Here is an 18,681-nt window from a genome sequence, read left to right as displayed (position 1 = left end):
GTCACGTGTCCTGTAGCTGTACGGCGGCGAGCGCGAGGCCCGCGGCCGCCGTCGCGCAGCGGTCGGCGAGGGCCGCCACCTCGGCGCGCAGGCCGTCGCTCTGGGGGGCGTGCCATCCCGGCGCGGCGGCCGCCGCGCGCAGCCGGACCGCGTGCGAACGCAGCGCGGCGGCGTGGTCGCAAAGGCCGAGCGGGCCGCCGGGCGTCGGGCGCGGGGCCCGGCGGGGCAGCTGCCGCACGGCCCGCCGGCGGGCGGCGGAGTTCCGCGCTCGGGCCGGCTGTACGGCGGCCGCCCAGCCGGGCTGCCGGAGGTAGGGCTTCGCGTCCGGCTGGGTGGACTGCCCCGTGGGCCGTTCCGACAGGCCCTGGCCCCGGTCGCAGAAGGCGAGGAAGGCGGCGCCGAGCCCGATGAGCGGTTCCGCCTCCTGGGCCCGCCCCGTGGCGACCTGCCAGCCGGCGTGGTCGTTGAAGGGGTTCACGTCGGTCAGGGCGCTCCAGGCCAGGATGTCGGCGAAGTACGGGGACAGCAGCGTGAACGCGTGCTCGGCGCCCTGGTCCCGGACCATGCGCCGGAACAGGCGGACCGCCTCGCCCTGCCGGCCCTCCCGGACCGCGGTGAGGACGGCCACCGCCCCCGGGTCGGCGAGGAGTTCGGGACAGCTCGTGCCCGCCGCCCGGATGCGGGCCCTCAGCCCGCAGACGGCGATGCTGATCGCGAGGCTCTCACGCCCCGTCAGGACCCCGGCGATCCGGCCCACCCCCGCCACGCCCCGGCCCCGTGGGGCCCAGCCCAGCCCCGCGGGGTCGGTGAGGGTGCGCAGCAGGGTGCGCCAGCCGAGGCGGCGGGCGCCTCCCCGGGCGAGGGCGGCGGCGGGCAGCCGGCGGCCGAGGGCGAGTGCGGAGGCGTCTCTGGCGGCCTCGCCGACGGAGTCGGCGGCCTCGGCGAGCGCGCGGCACAGCGCGTCGAGCAGGTCGGCGTCCAGGTCGGGGGGCGGGAACGGCGGGTACGACGAGGAGGACGCGGTCGCGGCGTCGGGCATGGGTTCCTCTTGTGGTCGGCCAGGGGGAAGGGAGGACGGAGGGAGACGGTGGCGGGACGGAGGAATGAGCGGGTCCGTCAGCGACGGGTGAGGGTGATCCGGACGGCGCCCGGGTCGAGCGTGGCGGGCAGCGGCCCCACCGGGTCCAGAACCGGCCTGGTCGCGGTGAGCCGGTGGCCCCGGAGGACCTCCGCGCAGAACGCCGCTGTGATCATCAGGCCGAGCTGGTCGCCCGGGCAGCGCCCGCCGCCGTGGCTGAAGGGCGCGATCCGGATGTCCTGGTCGGCGTCGGGGCTCTTCCACCGACCGGGGACGAACACGTGCGCGGCCGGGACCCGTTCGGGATCGCGCTGGTGGAAGGCGGCGGGCAGCAGGACGGAGGTGCCCGGCGGGTAGCGCACGCCCCGCCACTCGGTCTCGGCCCGGGTGACGCGGATCAGGTCGGGCACCACCGGGTAGAGGCGCAGGGCCTCCCGGACGCAGGCCCGCAGCCGGGGCAGTTCGCCGGCGTCCCCGCCGCGCGCGGCCTCCGCGGCGGCCGCGTCCTGTTCGGCCGGGTGCGCACCGAGCAGGAGCAGGGTGTTCAGCAGGGTGGCGGGTACGGCGTCCATGGCGAGGAGCCAGTGGTGGGCCTGGCGCAGCGGGTCGAGGGCGCCGCCCGGGTCGGCGCGGCGGGTGGCGCGGCCCACGAGGGTGTCGTCGCCGGCGCCGGCGGCGTAGTGCTGGATGCGTGCGTGGGCCTTGGCGTAGACGCCGCGGGCGGACCGGATTCGGCCGCCGCGCAGTTGTCGGAGCCAGCCGGCGAGCTCCTCGTCGGAGGCGGCGCCCTCGCCGAGCACGATCCGGCGGGCCGCGCGGTGCACGGCGTGCCGGGCGCGTACGAGGTCGAGGGTGCGGGCGGCGGTCAGGTGGGGGGCCGCGGCGGCGACGGCCGCGAGGAAGGTGGCGCACGAGGGGTGTACGGGGACGCCCGCGGCCAGTGTCTCCTCGTTGATCCGGCGCCGCTGGGCGCGGAGTTCGCCGCGGGAGCAGCCGATGCCGGCGGGCTCCTCGGCGGCCGTGCCACGGCACTTCTCCGGCGGGTCCGCGGCCAGGAGGCTCACGGGTTCGGCGTAGAAGCGGTCGAGGTCGAGGGGGTCGAGCAGGACGAGGAAAGTACGTCCGGACCGGGTGCGCAGCAGGGCGGGCGCATCGCCCCGGCGGGCCCGCAGGGCGCGCAGGGCGGCGGCGGTCGCGCGCGGTGTGCCCGTGCGGACGAAGCCGCGCAGGCGGGCGCCGAAGCCGGGGGCGGCGGGTGTCCGCCGGTCCGGAGCTTCCGCGCCGAGGGCCCGTACGCGGGCTCTCAGCCCGTCCAGGGCGGCCCCTTGGACCGTACGCATGCGTGTACCTCCGCGGCAGGGGTGACGACGGTCGGTGACATCGGCATCACCGTACGTCCCACCCCGGGAGTGCGCGAGCGCCGGTCGTCTGGAAGGCGGCCTCGCGGAAGGCGGAGCGGAGGGGCCGCTGCCCGGCGGCCGTCGGGAGGAGGATCGCCCACCGGTGGAGGCGCAGCGAGATCCACACGGCCGGGCCGTCGTCGGCCGGGGCCGGGTGCGTCCAGACGCCGTGGGGGGCGGGGTGCCAGAGGAGGCCCCGGGCGGGGGTGAGTTCTCCGGTGCGGATGCGGAGGGACTCGGTGGTCCAGGCGTGGGTCGGGGCCGCGGGAGCGGTGGGCTCCGCCGGAGCGGTGGGCTCCGCCCGCGCGACCGGCTCGTGGTGCCCGGCCGGCTCGTCCTGTGCGCCGGGATCCGGTGCGAGGAGGTGGCGCAGGAAGCCGACGATGTCGGCGAGGGAGGCGTACAGGGTGCCCTCGGCGAACCGGGTGGCGGTCATGCCGAGCGGGCCCCAGACCCTGGCGGCGGCCAGCTCGCCGAGGGGGATGCCGGAAAGCCGTTCGGCGAGGCGGGTGAGGTCGGCGGATCCGGCGGGGTGCGTGAGGAGGTGGTGCGCGGTGGTCCCGGCGGGAGCGTCCGTTTCCCCGTAGGCCGCGATCGGGGTGTGCAGCCGCAGGGAGCCGTCCTCGACGAGGCTCCCGATCACCGGCCAGAGGGCGAGTACCGCGCACAGCCCGCCCGCGTCGATCACGACCTGCCCGTCGTGCGAGCCGGCGTGGACGCCGTCGGCGTCGCCGAAGGCCCACACCGCCCCGGGATCGGCGGCCGCAACGAGGGCCCGGATGTCATCGGCCTGGTCGCTCAGGAGCGTCATGGTCAGCCACGCTAACCAGGCGGGCGCCGGCCGCGGCGCCGGTCGCGCCGGAGTCCGCGCGCCGGCCACTCGAATGCCGGTCCGCCCACCCGGCGCCTGCCTCGGGAGCCGTTCCTCCCGGGTGGCCTTTCGCGGCGGCGCGCGCCAGCCTGGGGGCATGACCGAACCCGCCGGTCCCGGCGACCAGGGCGACCCCGGCACTCCCGCGGCTCCCGGTGCTCCCGGTGCTCCCGGTGCTCCCGGTGCTCCCGGGGTCGCGATCGCGTCGGCGCGGGGCCGGTGGATCCTGCTGACCACGGTGCTCGGGTCGAGCATGGCGCTGCTGGACTCGACGGTGGTCAACGTCGCGCTGCCGCGCATCGGGGAGGACCTCGGCGCCGATCTGGCCGTGCTCCAGTGGACGGTCAACGCGTACCTGCTGACCCTGTCCGCGCTGATCCTCGTCGGCGGGGCGCTCGGTGACCGGTTCGGGCGGCGGCGGGTGTTCGTGCTCGGCGTGATCTGGTTCGCGGTGGGCTCCCTGCTCTGCGGGATCGCACCGAACGCCGGGGTCCTGGTAGCCGCCCGGGCGCTGCAAGGTGTCGGCGGGGCGCTGCTCACGCCCGGTTCGCTCGCGCTGATCCAGGGCTCCATCCGGGGCCAGGACCGGGGGCGGGCCGTGGGCCTGTGGTCCGGGCTGGGCGGGGTGGGCGCCGCCGTGGGGCCGTTCCTGGGCGGTTGGCTGGTGGACGGGCCCGGCTGGCGCTGGGTGTTCCTGCTGAACGTGCCGCTGGCCGCGGTGTGCGTGCCGGTGGCGCTGCGACACGTACCGGAATCGCGGGACCCGCAGGCGCACGGCCGGTTCGACGTGGCCGGCGCGGTGCTGGGGGCGGCTTCGCTGGCCCTGGTCACGTACGCGCTGATCGAAGCCCAGGCCGCCACGGCGCCGGTGATCGCCGCGGCGGTGGTCGGTGTGCTGCTCGCGGTCGCGTTCGTGTGGCTGGAGCGGCACCGGGCGGACCCGATGGTGCCGCCGGACATCTTCCGCTCCCGCCAGTTCACGGCCGTCAATCTGGTCACCCTGTGCGTGTACGGGGCCATCTCCGGGTTCTTCTTCCTCGTCGTGCTCCAGCTCCAGGTGGTGTCCGGGTACTCGGCGCTGGCCGCCGGGGCCGCGATGCTGCCTACCACCCTGCTGATGCTGCTGCTGTCGGCCCGTTCGGGTGAGCTCGCGGAGCGGATCGGGCCGCGGATCCCGCTCACGGTGGGGCCGCTGGTGTGCGGGGCCGCGGCGCTGCTGATGCTGCGGGTGGGGCCGGACGCCTCGTACGTGGCGGACGTGCTGCCCGCGATGGCCGTGATGGGCCTGGGGCTGGTGGCCCTGGTGGCTCCGCTGACGGCGACCGTGCTGTCCTCGGTGGACCCGGGGCGGGCGGGCCTGGCCAGCGGCATCAACAACGCGGCGGCGCGGGCGGCCGGGCTGCTGGCGGTGGCGGCGCTGCCGCTGCTGGCGGGGATGGCGCCGGAGTCCTACCGCTCGCCGGTCGAGTTCGACGCGGCGTTCGGGCGGGCGATGGTCTGGTGTGCGGGGGCGTTCCTGGTGGGAGCGGTCGTGGCCTGGGCGACCGTGCGGTCCCCGGCGCCGGGGGCCTGCCACCCGGAGTGCCACCGGTACTGCGCGGTGGCCGCTCCGCCGCTGGAACCCTCGCGCGACGCCGACGAGGGGAGTGGGCGGAGTTGACCGCGCGCCTCCGGCCGGGTCCGGGCTGATCGCGTGTCTGGAGCGCCACGGCCGATCTGGCGGCGGGCACGGTGATCGCCGCCGTCGGGGTGGTGTGCCTGGCCCGGGCGCGACGGGTCCGGGATCTGCCGCTCGCCGCCCTGCCGCTGCTGTTGGGCGTGCACCAACTGCTGGAGGCCGCCGTCTGGGCGTCGGACGGGGGCCGCTCCCCCGCCGCCACGGCCTGGGCGGTGATCGCCTCCCCCCCTGCTGCCCGTGTGGGTGCCGCTCGGGGTGCTCCTCGCGGCCGACCCGGAGGCCCGCCGCAGGCTGTGGGGGCCGCTCGCCGTCGGTGTCGCCGTCGCGGGCGTGCTCTCGTACCGCCTGTCGACGGAGCCGGTGATCGCCGAAGTGCGGGGTCACACCCTCGGCTACGGCGTGAATGTTCCGTGGATGCCGTTGGTCCTGGCGGGCTATCTGTTCGCCACTCTGGGCTCCCTGCTGCTCGCCGGTGACCGGCGCCCGCGGATCCTCGGCGGGGTCCTGGCCTTCGGGGCATTGGCCTGCTCAGCGCTGTGGCGACTGGAGTTCGCCTCCACGTGGTGCGCCTTCGCGGCGGTCGCCTCCGCGCTGGTCCTGGGGTGGGTCCGGGGCCGGGATCCGGCCCCCACTGTTACGTGATCGACCGAAAGTTACCTAGACGTATGTAGTGACTTCACACGATGGCGGCAGTAGAACTCGTTCCCATTCCGCCGAGAGTGAGGAACGTCACATGAGTGACAGAGCCCTGCCCGGAAACGATTCCAATGGATTTTCGCGCCGCGGATTCATCGCTAGAACGAGTTCCATTCTCGGGGCCGTGACCCTCGCGGGTCACATCACCCCGGCCGCCGCCCAGGCGCAGGATCAGGCCGCCGCGGCGGCCGGCCCCATCGCCAGTGGCGCCCACGTACCGGCCCTGGTCATCGGCACCGGCTACGGCGGCTCGGTCGCCGCGCTGAGGCTCGCGGAGGCGGGCGTCGACGTGCAGATGATCGAGATGGGCATGGACTGGGTCACCCCGGGGTCGGACGGCAAGGTCTTCCCCAAGGTGACCAGCCCGGACTACCGGTCGTTCTGGCTGCGCACCCGGACGAAGGCCCCGCTGAGCAACTTCCTCGGCTTCCCGATCGACAAGGACGTCCCGAAGTACACGGGCATCCTCGACGCCGAGGACTTCGCGGGCATCACGGTCTACCAGGGCCGCGGCGTGGGCGGCGGCTCGCTGGTCAACGGCGGCATGGCCGTCACGCCCAAGCGGGCCAACTTCCAGTCCGTCCTGCCTTCGGTGGACGCCGAGGAGATGTACGGCACCTACTACCCGAGGGCCAACGCGGGCCTCGGCGTCGGGATGGTGGACCCGGCCTGGTTCGAGACGGCCGAGTGCTACCAGTTCTCCCGGGTGGGCCGCAAGCACGCCCAGCGCTCCGGCTTCGCGTGGACCTTCGTGCCCGACGTGTACGACTGGGACTACATGAAGCAGGAGCAGGCGGGCACCGCCGCCAAGTCGGCGCTGGACGGCGAGATCCTGTACGGCAACAACCACGGCAAGAAGTCCCTGAACCAGACCTACCTCGCCCGGGCGAAGGCCACGGGCCGGGTCACCATCTCCTCCCTGCACAAGGTCACCTCGGTCTCCCCCACGACCGGCGGCGGCTACACGGTCGTCATCGACCAGCTGAACACCACCGGGGACACCGTGGTCACCAAGACGGTGACTGCGGACCGGGTGTTCTTCGCGGCCGGCAGCGTCGGCACCAGCAAGCTCCTGGTCCAGCTGAAGGCCACGGGCGCGCTGCCGAACCTCAACGGCGAGGTCGGCAAGGGCTGGGGCGACAACGGCAACGTCATGTGCGGCCGCGCCAACCACATGTGGGACCCGACGGGCAAGCTCCAGTCGACCATCCCCTGTTCCGGGATCGACAACTGGGACGCGGGCGGGGCGTTCGCCGAGGTGGCGCCGCTGCCGACCGGGATCGAGACGTACGCCTCGTTCTACCTGTCGATCACGAAGAACCCGAACCGCGCCGAGTTCACCTGGAACGCCGCCACCGGCAAGGCCGACCTCAGCTGGCAGACCGCGTGGAAGCAGCCCTCCATCGACATGGCCAAGACCATCTTCGACAAGATCAACGCGAAGGAGGGCACGATCTACCGGACGGACCTGTTCGGCGCCTACAAGATCTGGAACGACACCCTCACCTACCACCCGCTGGGGGGCGCGGTACTGAACAAGGCCACCGACAACTACGGTCGCCTGCACGGCTACACCGGCCTGTACGTGATCGACGGCGCGCTGATCCCCGGAAACACCAGCGTGAACCCGTTCGTCACGATCACGGCGCTCGCCGAACGCAACATCGAGAAGATCATCGCCACCGACCTGTAGGCCCGTAGGTCCGTAGGCCTGTAGGTCTGCAGGCCCGTAAGGGGCAGCCGAGCCTTCACCCCCCACCGCAGCCGCCGTACGGCGGCTGCGGTCGACCCGTGTCAGTGGCCGGGCAGGACGCACACGCTGTCGAGGCCCAGGACGTGGTTCAGCCGTCCGAAGGCCAGCCAGGAGCCGATGCTCATGGTCAGCTCCACGATCTCCAACTGGCTGTAGTGCGCGGTCATCCGCTCCCAGAACTCGTCGTCGAGGCCGTGGTGGTCGAGCACGTACCGCTCGGCGTACTCGGCGGCCAGGCGGGTCCGGTCGTCGAAGGCCCCGGTGGTGCGCCACTCGGTGACGGCCTCGGAGAACTCCTCCTCGACCTTCTCCCCGTCGCGCTCCGTGCGCCAGTCGAGGCAGAAGACGCACCCGTTGATCTGCGCGACGCGCAGCCGGGCCGCCTCGAACTCCCGCAGGCCCAGGGTGGTGTGGGCGTACACCGACAGCGAGAAGTTCGCCGCGGCCATGCCGATGCCGGGGACCATGTCGCCCCAGACGTACTCGATGGGGTGCCGGCCTTCGGGGATGTCGATCCTCATGACTGCTTCCTTCCGAGTCTGCCGATGGCGGGGCGCAGGGGGACGTCGAGGGCGTCGTAGAGTCCGGGTTCCGCCTCGGTGAGCCAGTCGATGGCACTCACGAGACGGCCCACGGCGGTGGCGTTGCCGCCGGCCGAGCGGTTGTCGCCCTCGTCGGTGGCCTCGATGGTGACCTCGATGCGGGGGCGGCCTTCGATGACGACCCGGTGGGCGCCGTCGCCGCCGTCGGGCGGGGTCGGCCAGTCCGGTGCGCACGAGGCGTGGATGCGGGTGACGTGCTCGATGACGATGCGGGGTTCGCCCTCGACGATGCCCTGCACCTCGAAGCGGATGGCTCCCTGGGTGCCGGCCTCGAACTCGCCCATGGTCCGGGTGGTCACGGTGGTGTCGAGCGCGCGGCGCTCCGACGTCTCGCGGATCTCGTCGAGTTCGACGCCGAGGGCGCGTGCCATCATCCGGATCTGCCCGCCCCACACCATGGTCGGTATGGAGGGCATGAGCATCATCGGTTCGAAGTCCATGGGCTGGCCCATGCCGACGAGGTACCGGACGGAGTCCGGCTGGTCGTAGGTCGAGTAGTCGAATATCTCCTGGCAGCGGATGGCGTCGATGGTGGTGCCGAGTCCGCTGATCAGGAGCGGGAGGACGTCGTTGCCCCAGCCGGGGTCGACGCCGGAGGCGAAGAGCGAACCGCCGCCCTCCGCGATGGCCGCGAGCACCGGATCGCGGAACTCCGGTGGGGCGCTGCGGTGGTCGTAGAGCGGATAGAGGGCGGGGCTGACGACGACGGCCCCGGACCGGACGGCCCGGGTGATGTCGGCGAGCGCCTCGTCGGGGCGGACGTCGCCGGAGGCGGCGTACACCACGGCCCGCGGGCGGGCGGCCAGTACGGCTTCGATGTCGTCGGTGGCCGCCACCCCCAACGGGTGGTGGAGTCCGCCGAGTTCGCCCGCGTCGCGGCCGACCTTGGCCGGATCGTGGACGATGACGGCGGTGAGTTCCAGCGCGGGATGGGCCTCTACGGCACGAATGGCCAAACGGCCGACGTTGCCGGTGCCCCAGACAACCGTGGGAATCATGCGCGGAGGGTAGCCGCGGGACCTGCACGTTTCCAGAGTCGTGCGGCATGCGGTCACGCGCTCCGCGGGGTTACTGGTTCTGGCCGCCGAGGACGAAGAGGAGGTAGACGAAGAAGGCGAAGAGGTGGCCGACGAACAGGTAGGCGATCAGCCGGATCACGAGGCCGCGCGGGAACTTCGATTCGAAGCGCGCCCGCAGGGTCACCGCGGGGGCGGGGATCTCGGGGGCAGGGGTCTCGGGGGCGGGGGCGGGGACGTCCGCGGTGCTCACCGGGTTCTCTCCTCGGGTCATGGTTACTGCTCCTCCTCGGCTCTGCCGCGGCTAGGGGCGGTGCGTGGACGTGGTCGTGGATCCGCCGAGGCACAGCCCGGCGAGACTGCTCTGGAGCAGGGTGTGCACGAACAGCAGATCGGCCCCGCCCGACGAGGCGGCTCCGATCCGGTGCGGGGTGAGCGAGTCGAAGTGGGCGCTGTCCCCCGGTTCGAGGAAGTGCTCGGTGTCCCCCAGGTGCAGCCGCAGCCGCCCGTCGAGTACGTAGAGCCACTCCTCGCCGGGATGTACCCGGACCAGTTCGCCCTGGCTGCGCCCGTGCGGGACGTGCACGCGCAGTGCCTGCATCCCGCGCCCGGAGCCGCCGGCCTGCCAGTACGTCCACCCGTCGGCCTCGCGGGCGCCGGGTCCGCCGGCCCGTACGATGGGATCGGCGACGGCCGGGGTCTCGCCGAGCAGCTCGGACACCGTGGTGCCGTAGGTGCGGGCGAGCCCGAGCAGCAGCGGCAGCGAGGGCTGGCGGCGGCCGGTCTCCAGGCGGGACAGATGGGCGGGCGACAGCCGGGCCCGGGCGGCGGCGGCCTCCAGGGTGAGGCCCGCGCGGCGGCGCAGCTCGCGCAGCTGCGGGGCCACGGCGGGCAGCTCGTCCGCCAGGGCGTCGGTACCGGCCGCGTCCTCGGGGCCGGTGGATCCGGAAGTCATACGCCGATTGAGCCAGAGGATTGCCCCCATGGCAAACCTTCTTGCCTCTGAGGCAAAACGCTGTGGCCGAGCGGCTCGGCCTCACCTGTTCGAGGGCCGGTTGCCGGGCGAATGAGCCACCGCGGTTGCGCGCGGTCCCGCGCCGTACAGGCTGGGAGCCACGGCACCGGATGACCTACGGCGAGGGACGATGATCGTATCGATGCTGTCCATGCCGGACGGCGCCCCGACCCGTGGCGACGTGTCGGAGGCCCGCGAGCTCCTCGCCACTTCCCCCTTCCTGTTCGTGGACGTGGAACTGCCCGAGGAGGGGGCACCCGACGAACCGCCCCTCGCGCGGCTCCTCGGGCTGGAGGGCGTGCCGTGGCTCGGGCGGCAGGACGAATCCCCGCGCGCGGAGATCGTCGGGGACAGGGGCGCGTTCGTCGTGCCCGCGGTCGACGAGGACCGGGTCGTGCACGTCCACGTGCTGGTGACCGAGCGGTACCTGCTCACGGTCCACCGCGGGCCGGCGCCCGTGATCGGGGACGTCATCGACCGCTTCCCGCTCGACTCCCCGTCGGACTCCGTGGCCATGGTCTTCCTGTTCCTCGACGAGGCCATGGAGACCTACCGCCGGGCCACCGTCCAGGCCCTGCTGGAGGTGGAGGACCTGGAGGACGCCATGTTCCGGCGGCGCGAGCCCGAGCAGCTCTACCGCCTGTCACGGCTGCGGCGCACCGCGGCCCTGCTCCACCACACGCTGCTCCCCTACCACCGGGTGGCGGAGGAGAGCGTGACGCGCCGGGTGCTGAACCGGGGCTTCCGGGAAGAGCGCGGGCAGCTGGTCCGCGAGTACCGGCGCACCGGGAATCTCGTGCTCGCGGACATCGAGTCCCTCCAGGAGAGCGCCCGGCGGGCCTTCGGCAGCTACTCCTCGCTGGTCTCGGGCGACCAGAACGGCGTGATCAACCGGCTGGCGGTGGTCTCGACGATCTTCCTGCCGCTGACCTTCGTGACGGGGTTCTTCGGCATGAACTTCGCCTATCTGACGGACGAGCTGGAGAGCCGCGCCATCTTCTGGATCCTCGCGGTGGGCCTGCAGGTGCTCTTCCTGGTCGCGGCACTGTACGTCCTCCACCGCACCGACCTCTGGCGCAGACTGCGCGAGGACGACAGCGACCTCGACGACGAGTAGACCGGGCGGGCGGCCTACCGGAGGTGGGACGCCAGGACCGTTTCCACGGTGTCCGCCTCGGCCGCGGTCTTGTCGGGGCGGTGGCGCAGCACCCGCGCGAAGCGGAGGGCCACGCCGGCCGGGTAGCGCGGGGATCGCTGGAGGCCGTCGTAGGCGATCTCCACGACCAGCTCCGGCCGCACCCGGACGGTGAAGCCGTCGTCGGAGGTGGCGAGGGCGCGCAGCGCGTCGGTCTGCCGGCGCAGCATCTCGTCGGTCAGTCCCTTGAAGGTCTTGCCGAGCATGACGAAGGTGCCGTCGGCGGCCCGCGCCCCCAGGTGGAGGTTCGACAGCAGTCCGGTGCGCCGGCCGTGGCCCCATTCGGCCGCGAGGACGACCAGGTCGAGGGTGTGGACCGGCTTCACCTTCAGCCAGTGTTTCCCGCGCCGTCCCGCCGCGTAGGAGGAGTCGAGGGCCTTGACCATGACCCCCTCGTGGCCGCGCCGCAGGGTCTCGGCCCGGAACTCCTCGGCCTCGGCCGCCTGCGCCGCCCGGTCCTCCACGACCAGCCGGCGCACCCGGGCGTGCTCGGGCACGAGGGCGGCCAGGGCCGCGTACCGCTCGCGGACCGGCAGGTCGAGCAGTACGTCCTCGCCACTGGCCAGGACGTCGAAGAAGTACGGGACGACGGGGAGCGTCCGGCGGGCCGCGGCGACGTCCACTCGGGAGCCGACCCGGCTCGCGATGTCCTGGAAGGGGACCGGGCGGCCGTCCGGCGCGAGGCCGATCACCTCGCCATCGAGGATGAACCGCGCCCCCTCCAGCGCCCGGGCCAGCTCCGCCACTTCCGGGAGCCGGTCGGTGATCTCGTCGAGGGAGCGCGTGTACACCCGTACGTCGTCCCCTTCGCGGTGGACCTGCACCCGGATCCCGTCGAGCTTCTCCTCCACCGCGCAGGGCCCGAGCGCCTCCAGTGCCTCGGCCAGCGATCCGGCGGTGTTCGCCAGCATCGGCTGTACGGGCTGCCCGACGCGCAGGGTGAACTCGCCGAGGGCGCCCTCGCCCCGGGCCAGTACGGCCCGCGCGACGCGGGGCAGCGAGCCGTCCAGCATCACCGCCCGGCGCAGACCGGCGGCCGGTACTCCGGCGGCCGCGGCCACGCCCTCCAGCGCCACGGCGTCGAGCGCGCCCTGACGCACCTCCCCGGAGAGCAGACCGCGCAGGAAGGCCTGTTCCGCCTCGGTGGCCGCGCCCAGCAGGGTGCCGATGATCCGGTGGCGCTCCGCCTGCGACCCGGTGCCCGTGGCGGCGGCGAGGGCGGTCACCGCCCCGTCCACGTCGAGGACGGTGAGGGTGGGCTCCCGCGCGGGAGGGGTGTCCTGCGCGAGGGCGCGCCAACCGATGCCGGGGCGGCCCTGCGGGAGGCGCCCGGCGAGGTAGGAGATCACCAGCCCGGCCTCCTCGGGCGGGGCGGCGGCGAAGACCTCCGCGAGCAGGGCGGTCTTCCGGGAGCGGGCGGAGGTGTCGGCGACCTCCCGGGACACGCGCGCGAGCTCGGCCAGCAGCATGCGGCCATCCTCCCGCCGCCCGGCGCGCCCCGCAGGTCGGACGCGCAGGTACGGACACGCGGAGCGGGCCCGTACCGCAGGTGCGGTATGCGCGGCGCTCGGCGTACTCCTCGAGAAGTGCTGGACATCCCCCTCCGGGCGCTCGGGCGAGGGGCATCCGGGCGTCTAGGGTTCCCGTATGAAGCTCCGATTGCCACGGCGCCGCCGGGACCGCCTGCTGGCGGGCGCCGCAGCCCTCGTCGTCGTCGCGGGAGCCGGGACGTGGTCGGCCGCGAGCGGCGACGACGGTCCGGCGGTGCACCGCGAGGACCAGGTCCTGAAGATGGCCGGCCCGACCGCGCCGGATCCGGCCGTGCCCGGTTCGACCGCGCCGGATCCGGCCGTGCCCGGACAGCAGACCGGCGATGTCGGGATCGACATCTCGTACTTCACCACCGGCGGCGGGGAGAAACGCCCCGCGGTGCTCCTCGGGCACGGTTTCGGCGGCAGCAAGGACGACGTCCGCGCGCAGGCCGAACGGCTGGCCCGTGACGGCTACGCCGTCCTGACCTGGTCGGCGCGCGGCTTCGGCCGCTCCGGCGGCCGGATCGGCCTGAACGACCCCGACTACGAGGTCAAGGACGTCTCGCGGCTCGTCGACTGGCTCGCGGCCCGCCCCGAGGTGCGTCTCGACGCGGCGGGCGATCCGCGCGTCGGCGTCGCCGGGGCCTCCTACGGCGGGGCCGTCTCGCTGCTCGCCGCCGGCTACGACCGGCGGGTGGACGCGATCGCCCCGCAGATCGCCTACTGGAACCTCGCGGACTCCCTCTTCCCCGGGGGCGTCTTCAAGAAGCTGTGGTCCGGCATCTTCTTCACCACCGGCTCGGCGGGCGGGATGCAGCAGCAGGCGGGACCGCAGCGGGCCGCCCCCGGCGGCGCCCCCGCGGCCCCCGGCTGCGGCCGGTTCCAGCCCGAGCTGTGTGCCATGTACGAGCGCGTCGCGGTGGCCGGGAAGCCGGACGCCGAGGCGCGCGCCCTGCTGGAGCAGCGCAGTCCGTCGGCCGTGGGCGCCAGGATCAAGGTGCCGTCGCTGATCGTGCAGGGGCAGGACGACTCGCTCTTCCCGCTGGACCAGGCCGACGCCATGGCCAAGGCCATCGCGGCGAACGGCGCGCCCGTGTCCGTGGACTGGGCCGCCGGCGGCCACGACGGCGGCATGCGCGAGGCGGACCGGGTGGAGGCGCGGGTCGAGGCCTGGTTCGACCGCTACCTCAAGGACGACGCGGGCGCGGACACCGGCCCGGTGTTCCGGGTCTCCCGCTCGGGCGGCATCGACTCCACCGACGGCGAGGTGAAGCTGCGCGGCGCGAGCGGCGGGCAGTACCCCGGGCTGACCTCCGGCCCGCGGGAGTTCGCCCTGGCCGGGCGCGAGCAGAGCTTCGCGAACCCGGCGGGCGGGGCGCCTCCCGCGCTGTCCTCGCTGCCGGGGTTCGGCGGGCAGCTCTCGGCCCTCGGCGCAGGTCTCTCGCTCGACTTCCCCGGCCAGAACGCCCGGTTCGAATCGGAGCCCCTCGACCGCGAGCTGCGGATCACCGGGACGCCGACCGTAACCCTGAACGTGAGGTCGACGGCCGCGGACGGATCGGCCGTGCTGTTCGGCAAGGTGTACGACGTCGGACCGGACGGCCGCACGCAGGTGCTGCCCAGCCAGCTCGTCGCCCCGGTGCGGGTGGAGAACGCCCAGCAGGGCACGAGCGTCGACCTGCGGCTGCCCGCGATCGACCACTCCGTGGCGGCCGGACACCGGCTTCGGCTGGTGGTCGCCGCGACCGACCTCGGCTACGCGACCCCGGCCGCACCGGCCACCTACACCGTCTCGGCGCGCAGCGCGCTGGCCGTCCCCGAAGCCCCGGCGGTGCGGACGGCCGCGGCCGGGCTCCCCGCCTGGACGTGGGGACTGCCGCTGGGCGCCGCCGCTCTGGCCGCGGCGCTGCTCGGGATCCGGCGGACCGGCCGGACCCCGGCCGCACCGCCGCCGGACGCCGGCCTGGCCGACGTACCGCTGGAGATCACCGGCCTGACGAAGCGGTACGCCGGGTCGCAGGACCGGTACGCGGTCCGGGACCTGTCGTTCCGTGTCGAGAAGGGGCAGGTGCTGGGGCTCCTCGGACCCAACGGGGCCGGGAAGACCACCACCCTGCGGATGCTGATGGGACTGATCTCGCCGGACGCCGGGGAGATCCGGGTGTTCGGGCACGCGGTGCGGGCCGGGGCGCCCGTGCTGTCGCGGGTCGGGGCGTTCGTGGAGGGCGCCGGGTTCCTCCCGCACCTGACCGGCCGGGCCAACCTGGAGCTGTACTGGCAGGCCACCGGCCGTCCCGCCGAGGACTCCCACATGGCGGAGGCCCTGGAGATCGCGGGGCTCGGCGACGCGCTGGAGCGGGCGGTGCGCACCTACTCGCAGGGCATGCGCCAGCGCCTCGCGATCGCGCAGGCCATGCTCGGGATGCCGGACCTGCTGATCCTCGACGAGCCGACGAACGGTCTGGACCCGCCGCAGATCAGGGAGATGCGGGACGTGATGATCCGTTACGCGGCGGGCGGGCGGACGGTCATCGTCTCCAGCCACCTGCTGTCGGAGGTGGAGCAGTCCTGCACGCACCTGGTCGTCATGGACCGGGGCCGCCGGGTGGCGGCGGGTGAGGTCGCCGAGATCACGGGCGGCGGGGACACCCTGCTGGTGACGTTGGCGGAGCCGGTGGACGAGACGGGCGTCGAGAAGGTGGCGGCGCTGGAGGGAGTGGGTTCGGTGGCGGCCACCGACGACGGGCTGCTCGTACGGCTGGAGGGCGCGACGGCCGCGGGGCTGATCGCCGAACTCGTACGGCTGGAGGTGCCGGTGACCGGAGTGGGTCCGCACCGGCGGCTGGAGGACGCGTTCCTCACCCTGATCGGAGGTCCGGCATGAGCACGGTGCGAAGCCCGGAGAGCCCGGAGAGCCCGGAGCGGAGCCTCGGGCGGAGCCCGGCGCAGGAGGTGGCCCCGGGGTACCGGGCGAGCCGTACTCTGCCGCTGCGCGTGGAGGCGCTGCGGCAGTGGCGCCGGCGGAGGACGCTGGTGATGGGCGGGGTGCTGGCCGCACTGCCGTTCATCCTGATGATCGCGTTCGCGGTGGGCGGCGGGCCGGGCAGCCGGGGCGGCGGCGACGGCCGGATCACCCTGGTCGACACGGCCACGGCCTCGGCGGCGAACTTCGCCGCGACCTGCCTGTTCGTGTCGGCCGGTTTCCTGCTGGTGGTGCCGGTGGCGCTGTTCTGCGGGGACACGGTGGCCTCGGAGGCGAGCTGGTCCTCGCTGCGGTACCTGCTGGCCTCGCCGGTGCCGAGGGCGCGGCTGCTGTGGAGCAAGTTGGTGGTGGCGCTCGCGTTCAGCCTGGCGGCGATGGTCCTGTTGCCGGTGGTCGCGCTCGCCGTGGGAACGGCCGCGTACGGGTGGGGGCCGCTGAAGCTCCCGGCGGGCGGGGTACTGCCGGCCGGGGACACCCTGCCGAGGCTCGCGCTGGTGGTGGCGTTCGTCTTCGTGTCGCAGCTGGTGACGGCCGGGCTGGCGTTCTGGCTGTCCACGCGGACGGACGCGCCGCTGGGCGCGGTCGGCGGGGCGGTCGGGCTGACCATCGTCGGCAACGTGCTGGACGCGGTGACCGCGCTCGGGTCGTGGCGGGAGTTCCTGCCGGCGCACTGGCAGTTCGCGTGGGCGGACGCCTTGCAGCCGCACCTGGAGTGGGGCGGCATGGTCAAGGGCGCGGCGGTGTCGGTGTCGTACGCGCTGGTGCTGTTCGCCCTGGCGTTCCGGGGGTTCTCCCGCAAGGACATCGTCTCGTGACGGTCACGAGCGGGAGAACCATCGTCCCGAGCTAGCCGAGCAGTCGTACGGGTGAGCCGTCGAGGAACGCGATGACGTCCTCGACGGCTTCGCCGTAGTACGTGGCGTAGTTGGCGCGGGTGACGTACCCCAGGTGCGGGGTCGCCAGCAGGCGCGGCGCCGTCCGCATCGGGTGGTCGGCGGGCAGCGGCTCGACGTCGAAGACGTCGATGCCCGCGCCCGCGATCCGGCCCGCGTGCAGGGCGGCGAGGAGCGCGTCCTGGTCGACGATGGCGGCCCGGGAGGTGTTGACCAGGTACGCGGTCGGCCGCATCAGTTCCAGTTCGGCGGCGCCGATCAGGCCCCGGCTGCGGTCGCCGAGCGCGAGGTGCACGGATACGAAGTCGCTGCTCGCCAGCAGTTCCTCCTTGGAGGGCGCGAGGGCGACGCCCACCTCGTCGGCGCGTTCCTTGGTGAGGTTGCCGCTCCAGGCCACCACGTCCATGCCGAACGCGAGCCCGACCTGCGCGACCTTGCTGCCGATCTTGCCGAGGCCGAGCAGTCCGAGCCGCCGCCCGTGCAGGTCGGCGCCGACCGTCTGCTGCCAGGGGCCGCCGTCGCGCAGCGCCGTGGACTCCTGGACCAGGCCGCGGGCCAGGCCGAGCAGCAGGGCCCAGGTCAGTTCCACGGGTGGGGTGGAGGAGCTGGCGGTGCCGCAGACGGTCACTCCGTTGCGTGCGGCGGCCGCGTGGTCGATGACGGAGTTGCGCATGCCGGAGGCGACGAGCAGGCGCAGGCGGGGCAGCCGGTCGAGCAGCGAGCCCGGGAAGGGCACGCGCTCGCGCAGGGTGACGACGATGTCGAAGTCGGCCAGGCGGGCGGCGAGTTCGTCCTCGTCGTCGGTGTGCTCGGGGAAGCTCACCACCTCGACGCGTCCGGCGAGCGGTGCCCAGTCGGCGACGGTGGTGCCGACGCCCTGGAAGTCGTCGATGAGGGCGCAGCGCAGCTGCGGGCCGCCGGTCATGCGACGGCCGGGGCGATGGCGTCGATCTCCGCGAGCAGCTCGGCGTCCAGCGGGCGGTCGGCGACGGCCGCGTTGGCGCGCACCTGCTCGGCGGAGGTGGCCCCGGCGATGACGGAGGCGCAGCCGGGCTGGGCGGAGAGCCAGCCGATGGCGAGTTCGAGGACGGTCCGGCCGTGCTTCTCGGCGAGGGCGGCGAGCGCTTCGACCACGTCGAGGCGTTCCTCGGTGACGTAGCCGTCGCGTCCTTCGAGGCGGGAGCCGGGCGGGACGGCCGCCCCGCGGCGGATCTTGCCGGTGAGCAGGCCGTTGGCGAGCGGGAAGTACGGGAGCACGCCCACGCCGTAGTGCAGGGCGGCGGGGACGAGCTCCCGCTCGGCCGACCGCTCCAGCAGCGACCACTGGTTCTGCGCCGACACGAAGGGTGCCGCGCCGGTCTCGCGGGCGACGTGGGCGGCCTCGGCGAGCTGCCAGCCGGTGAGGTTGGAGTGGCCGAGGTAACGGACCTTGCCCTCGGTGACGAGCTCGGTGAGCGCGGCGAGGGTCTCGGCGATGGGAGTGGCCGGGTCGGGGCTGTGCAACTGGTAGAGGTCGATGTGGTCGGTGTCCAGGCGGCGCAGGGACTCCTCGACGGCCCGCCGGATGTAGGCGCGCCCGCCCCGGGAGCCGGCGGCGGGCCCGTACTTCATGTCCATGCCGGAGAAGCCGAACTTGGTGGCGAGGACGACCTGGTCACGGCGGCCCTTGAGGGCCTGGCCGAGGTGGCTCTCGGAGCCGCCGAGTCCGCCGTAGATGTCGGCGGTGTCGAGGAGGGTGATGCCGGCGTCGAGGGCCGCGTCGACCACGGCGCGGGTGGCACGTGCGTCGAGGCGGCCGCCGAAGTTGTTGCAGCCCAGGCCGACGGCGGAAACCTGAAGCCCTGAACTGCCCAGCGGGAGATGGCGCATGCGATTCGTTCCTCCGCACTCGTCAGATGAAGATCGACCAAACGGCCAGTCTAGGCGGGTCGCCGCGTTGGTCTCGCGCCCCCGTCCCCCCGGTTGCGGA

16 protein-coding genes and 1 pseudogene are annotated in these 18,681 nt (G+C 73.9%); 7 read left to right on the top strand and 10 right to left on the bottom strand.

Going from position 1 to position 18,681, the window contains the following annotated elements; all coding sequences use genetic code 11:
- Position 1: 1 nt before the first annotated feature.
- The 3 genes from ACFYYJ_RS05705 to ACFYYJ_RS05695 all read right to left on the bottom strand — a co-directional run bounded on the left by ACFYYJ_RS05705 (position 2) and on the right by ACFYYJ_RS05695 (position 3,289).
- On the bottom strand, positions 2–1,039 hold the full coding sequence (locus tag ACFYYJ_RS05705) for a hypothetical protein (RefSeq protein WP_389128819.1): 1,038 nt from the start codon (positions 1,037–1,039) through the stop codon (positions 2–4).
- Positions 1,040–1,116: 77 nt separating this feature from the next.
- Positions 1,117–2,418: a cytochrome P450 gene (locus ACFYYJ_RS05700; RefSeq protein ID WP_389128816.1), complete on the bottom strand. Its 1,302-nt coding sequence runs from the start codon at positions 2,416–2,418 to the stop codon at positions 1,117–1,119.
- Between the two features lie 46 nt (positions 2,419–2,464).
- A complete protein-coding gene (locus ACFYYJ_RS05695) occupies positions 2,465–3,289 on the bottom strand; it encodes a hypothetical protein (protein WP_389128813.1) in 825 nt (274 codons plus the stop codon).
- 157 nt (positions 3,290–3,446) lie between these two features.
- Here ACFYYJ_RS05695 and ACFYYJ_RS05690 point away from each other — a divergent pair, with 157 nt between their 5' ends.
- From ACFYYJ_RS05690 to ACFYYJ_RS05675, 4 genes and pseudogenes are all read left to right on the top strand, one after another.
- On the top strand, positions 3,447–5,009 hold the full coding sequence (locus tag ACFYYJ_RS05690; RefSeq protein WP_389128810.1) for an MFS transporter: 1,563 nt from the start codon (positions 3,447–3,449) through the stop codon (positions 5,007–5,009).
- A 71-nt stretch (positions 5,010–5,080) separates the two neighbouring features.
- Positions 5,081–5,197: pseudogene (locus tag ACFYYJ_RS05685) on the top strand (DUF6629 family protein); the annotation flags it as partial.
- A 67-nt stretch (positions 5,198–5,264) separates the two neighbouring features.
- Positions 5,265–5,669: a DUF6629 family protein gene (locus ACFYYJ_RS05680; RefSeq protein ID WP_389128807.1), complete on the top strand. Its 405-nt coding sequence runs from the start codon at positions 5,265–5,267 to the stop codon at positions 5,667–5,669.
- Positions 5,670–5,760: 91 nt separating this feature from the next.
- Positions 5,761–7,416 carry a GMC oxidoreductase gene (locus ACFYYJ_RS05675; RefSeq protein WP_389128804.1) on the top strand — a complete coding sequence of 552 codons (1,656 nt, stop codon included), beginning with the start codon at positions 5,761–5,763 and terminating at the stop codon, positions 7,414–7,416.
- Between the two features lie 101 nt (positions 7,417–7,517).
- Here the strand turns inward: ACFYYJ_RS05675 and ACFYYJ_RS05670 are convergent, their stop codons facing one another.
- From ACFYYJ_RS05670 to ACFYYJ_RS05655, 4 genes are all read right to left on the bottom strand, one after another.
- Entirely contained in the window at positions 7,518–7,997 is a 480-nt protein-coding gene (locus ACFYYJ_RS05670; RefSeq protein WP_385366414.1) for a carboxymuconolactone decarboxylase family protein, read from the bottom strand.
- Positions 7,994–9,076 (bottom strand): dihydrodipicolinate reductase, encoded by a 1,083-nt coding sequence (locus tag ACFYYJ_RS05665; RefSeq protein ID WP_385123832.1) that lies wholly within the window; start codon positions 9,074–9,076, stop codon positions 7,994–7,996. Before ACFYYJ_RS05665 ends, ACFYYJ_RS05670 begins: the two co-directional genes overlap by 4 nt.
- A gap of 70 nt (positions 9,077–9,146) precedes the next feature.
- The gene (locus tag ACFYYJ_RS05660; RefSeq protein WP_389128801.1) at positions 9,147–9,368 is read right to left on the bottom strand and encodes a DUF6126 family protein; all 222 of its coding nucleotides are present in this window, start codon (positions 9,366–9,368) and stop codon (positions 9,147–9,149) included.
- A gap of 30 nt (positions 9,369–9,398) precedes the next feature.
- Complete coding sequence (locus ACFYYJ_RS05655) at positions 9,399–10,049, bottom strand: helix-turn-helix domain-containing protein (protein ID WP_389128798.1); 651 nt, start codon at positions 10,047–10,049, stop codon at positions 9,399–9,401.
- A gap of 190 nt (positions 10,050–10,239) precedes the next feature.
- Here ACFYYJ_RS05655 and ACFYYJ_RS05650 point away from each other — a divergent pair, with 190 nt between their 5' ends.
- The gene (locus ACFYYJ_RS05650; protein ID WP_389128796.1) at positions 10,240–11,226 is read left to right on the top strand and encodes a CorA family divalent cation transporter; all 987 of its coding nucleotides are present in this window, start codon (positions 10,240–10,242) and stop codon (positions 11,224–11,226) included.
- Positions 11,227–11,240: 14 nt separating this feature from the next.
- On the opposite strand, the gene ACFYYJ_RS05645 is transcribed toward ACFYYJ_RS05650, so the two are convergent.
- Entirely contained in the window at positions 11,241–12,773 is a 1,533-nt protein-coding gene (locus ACFYYJ_RS05645; RefSeq protein ID WP_389128793.1) for an ATP-dependent DNA ligase, read from the bottom strand.
- A gap of 178 nt (positions 12,774–12,951) precedes the next feature.
- Here ACFYYJ_RS05645 and ACFYYJ_RS05640 point away from each other — a divergent pair, with 178 nt between their 5' ends.
- Positions 12,952–15,720, top strand: coding sequence for an alpha/beta fold hydrolase (locus ACFYYJ_RS05640; protein ID WP_389128791.1), 2,769 nt, complete (start codon positions 12,952–12,954; stop codon positions 15,718–15,720).
- Complete coding sequence (locus ACFYYJ_RS05635; protein WP_385365775.1) at positions 15,717–16,634, top strand: ABC transporter permease; 918 nt, start codon at positions 15,717–15,719, stop codon at positions 16,632–16,634. Before ACFYYJ_RS05640 ends, ACFYYJ_RS05635 begins: the two co-directional genes overlap by 4 nt.
- Positions 16,635–16,665: 31 nt before the next feature.
- On the opposite strand, the gene ACFYYJ_RS05630 is transcribed toward ACFYYJ_RS05635, so the two are convergent.
- Both ACFYYJ_RS05630 and ACFYYJ_RS05625 read right to left on the bottom strand, forming a co-directional pair.
- Positions 16,666–17,637 carry a D-2-hydroxyacid dehydrogenase family protein gene (locus ACFYYJ_RS05630; RefSeq protein ID WP_389128788.1) on the bottom strand — a complete coding sequence of 324 codons (972 nt, stop codon included), beginning with the start codon at positions 17,635–17,637 and terminating at the stop codon, positions 16,666–16,668.
- Positions 17,634–18,581 (bottom strand): aldo/keto reductase, encoded by a 948-nt coding sequence (locus tag ACFYYJ_RS05625; protein WP_389128785.1) that lies wholly within the window; start codon positions 18,579–18,581, stop codon positions 17,634–17,636. Before ACFYYJ_RS05625 ends, ACFYYJ_RS05630 begins: the two co-directional genes overlap by 4 nt.
- Positions 18,582–18,681 lie beyond the last annotated feature (100 nt).

It is taken from the genome of Streptomyces sp. NPDC002467, from assembly GCF_042889825.1.
In the GTDB taxonomy this organism is placed as follows: domain Bacteria; phylum Actinomycetota; class Actinomycetes; order Streptomycetales; family Streptomycetaceae; genus Streptomyces.
The sequence above is the reverse complement of the archived record's forward strand: the minus strand, read 5'-3'. Positions and strand labels throughout refer to the sequence as shown.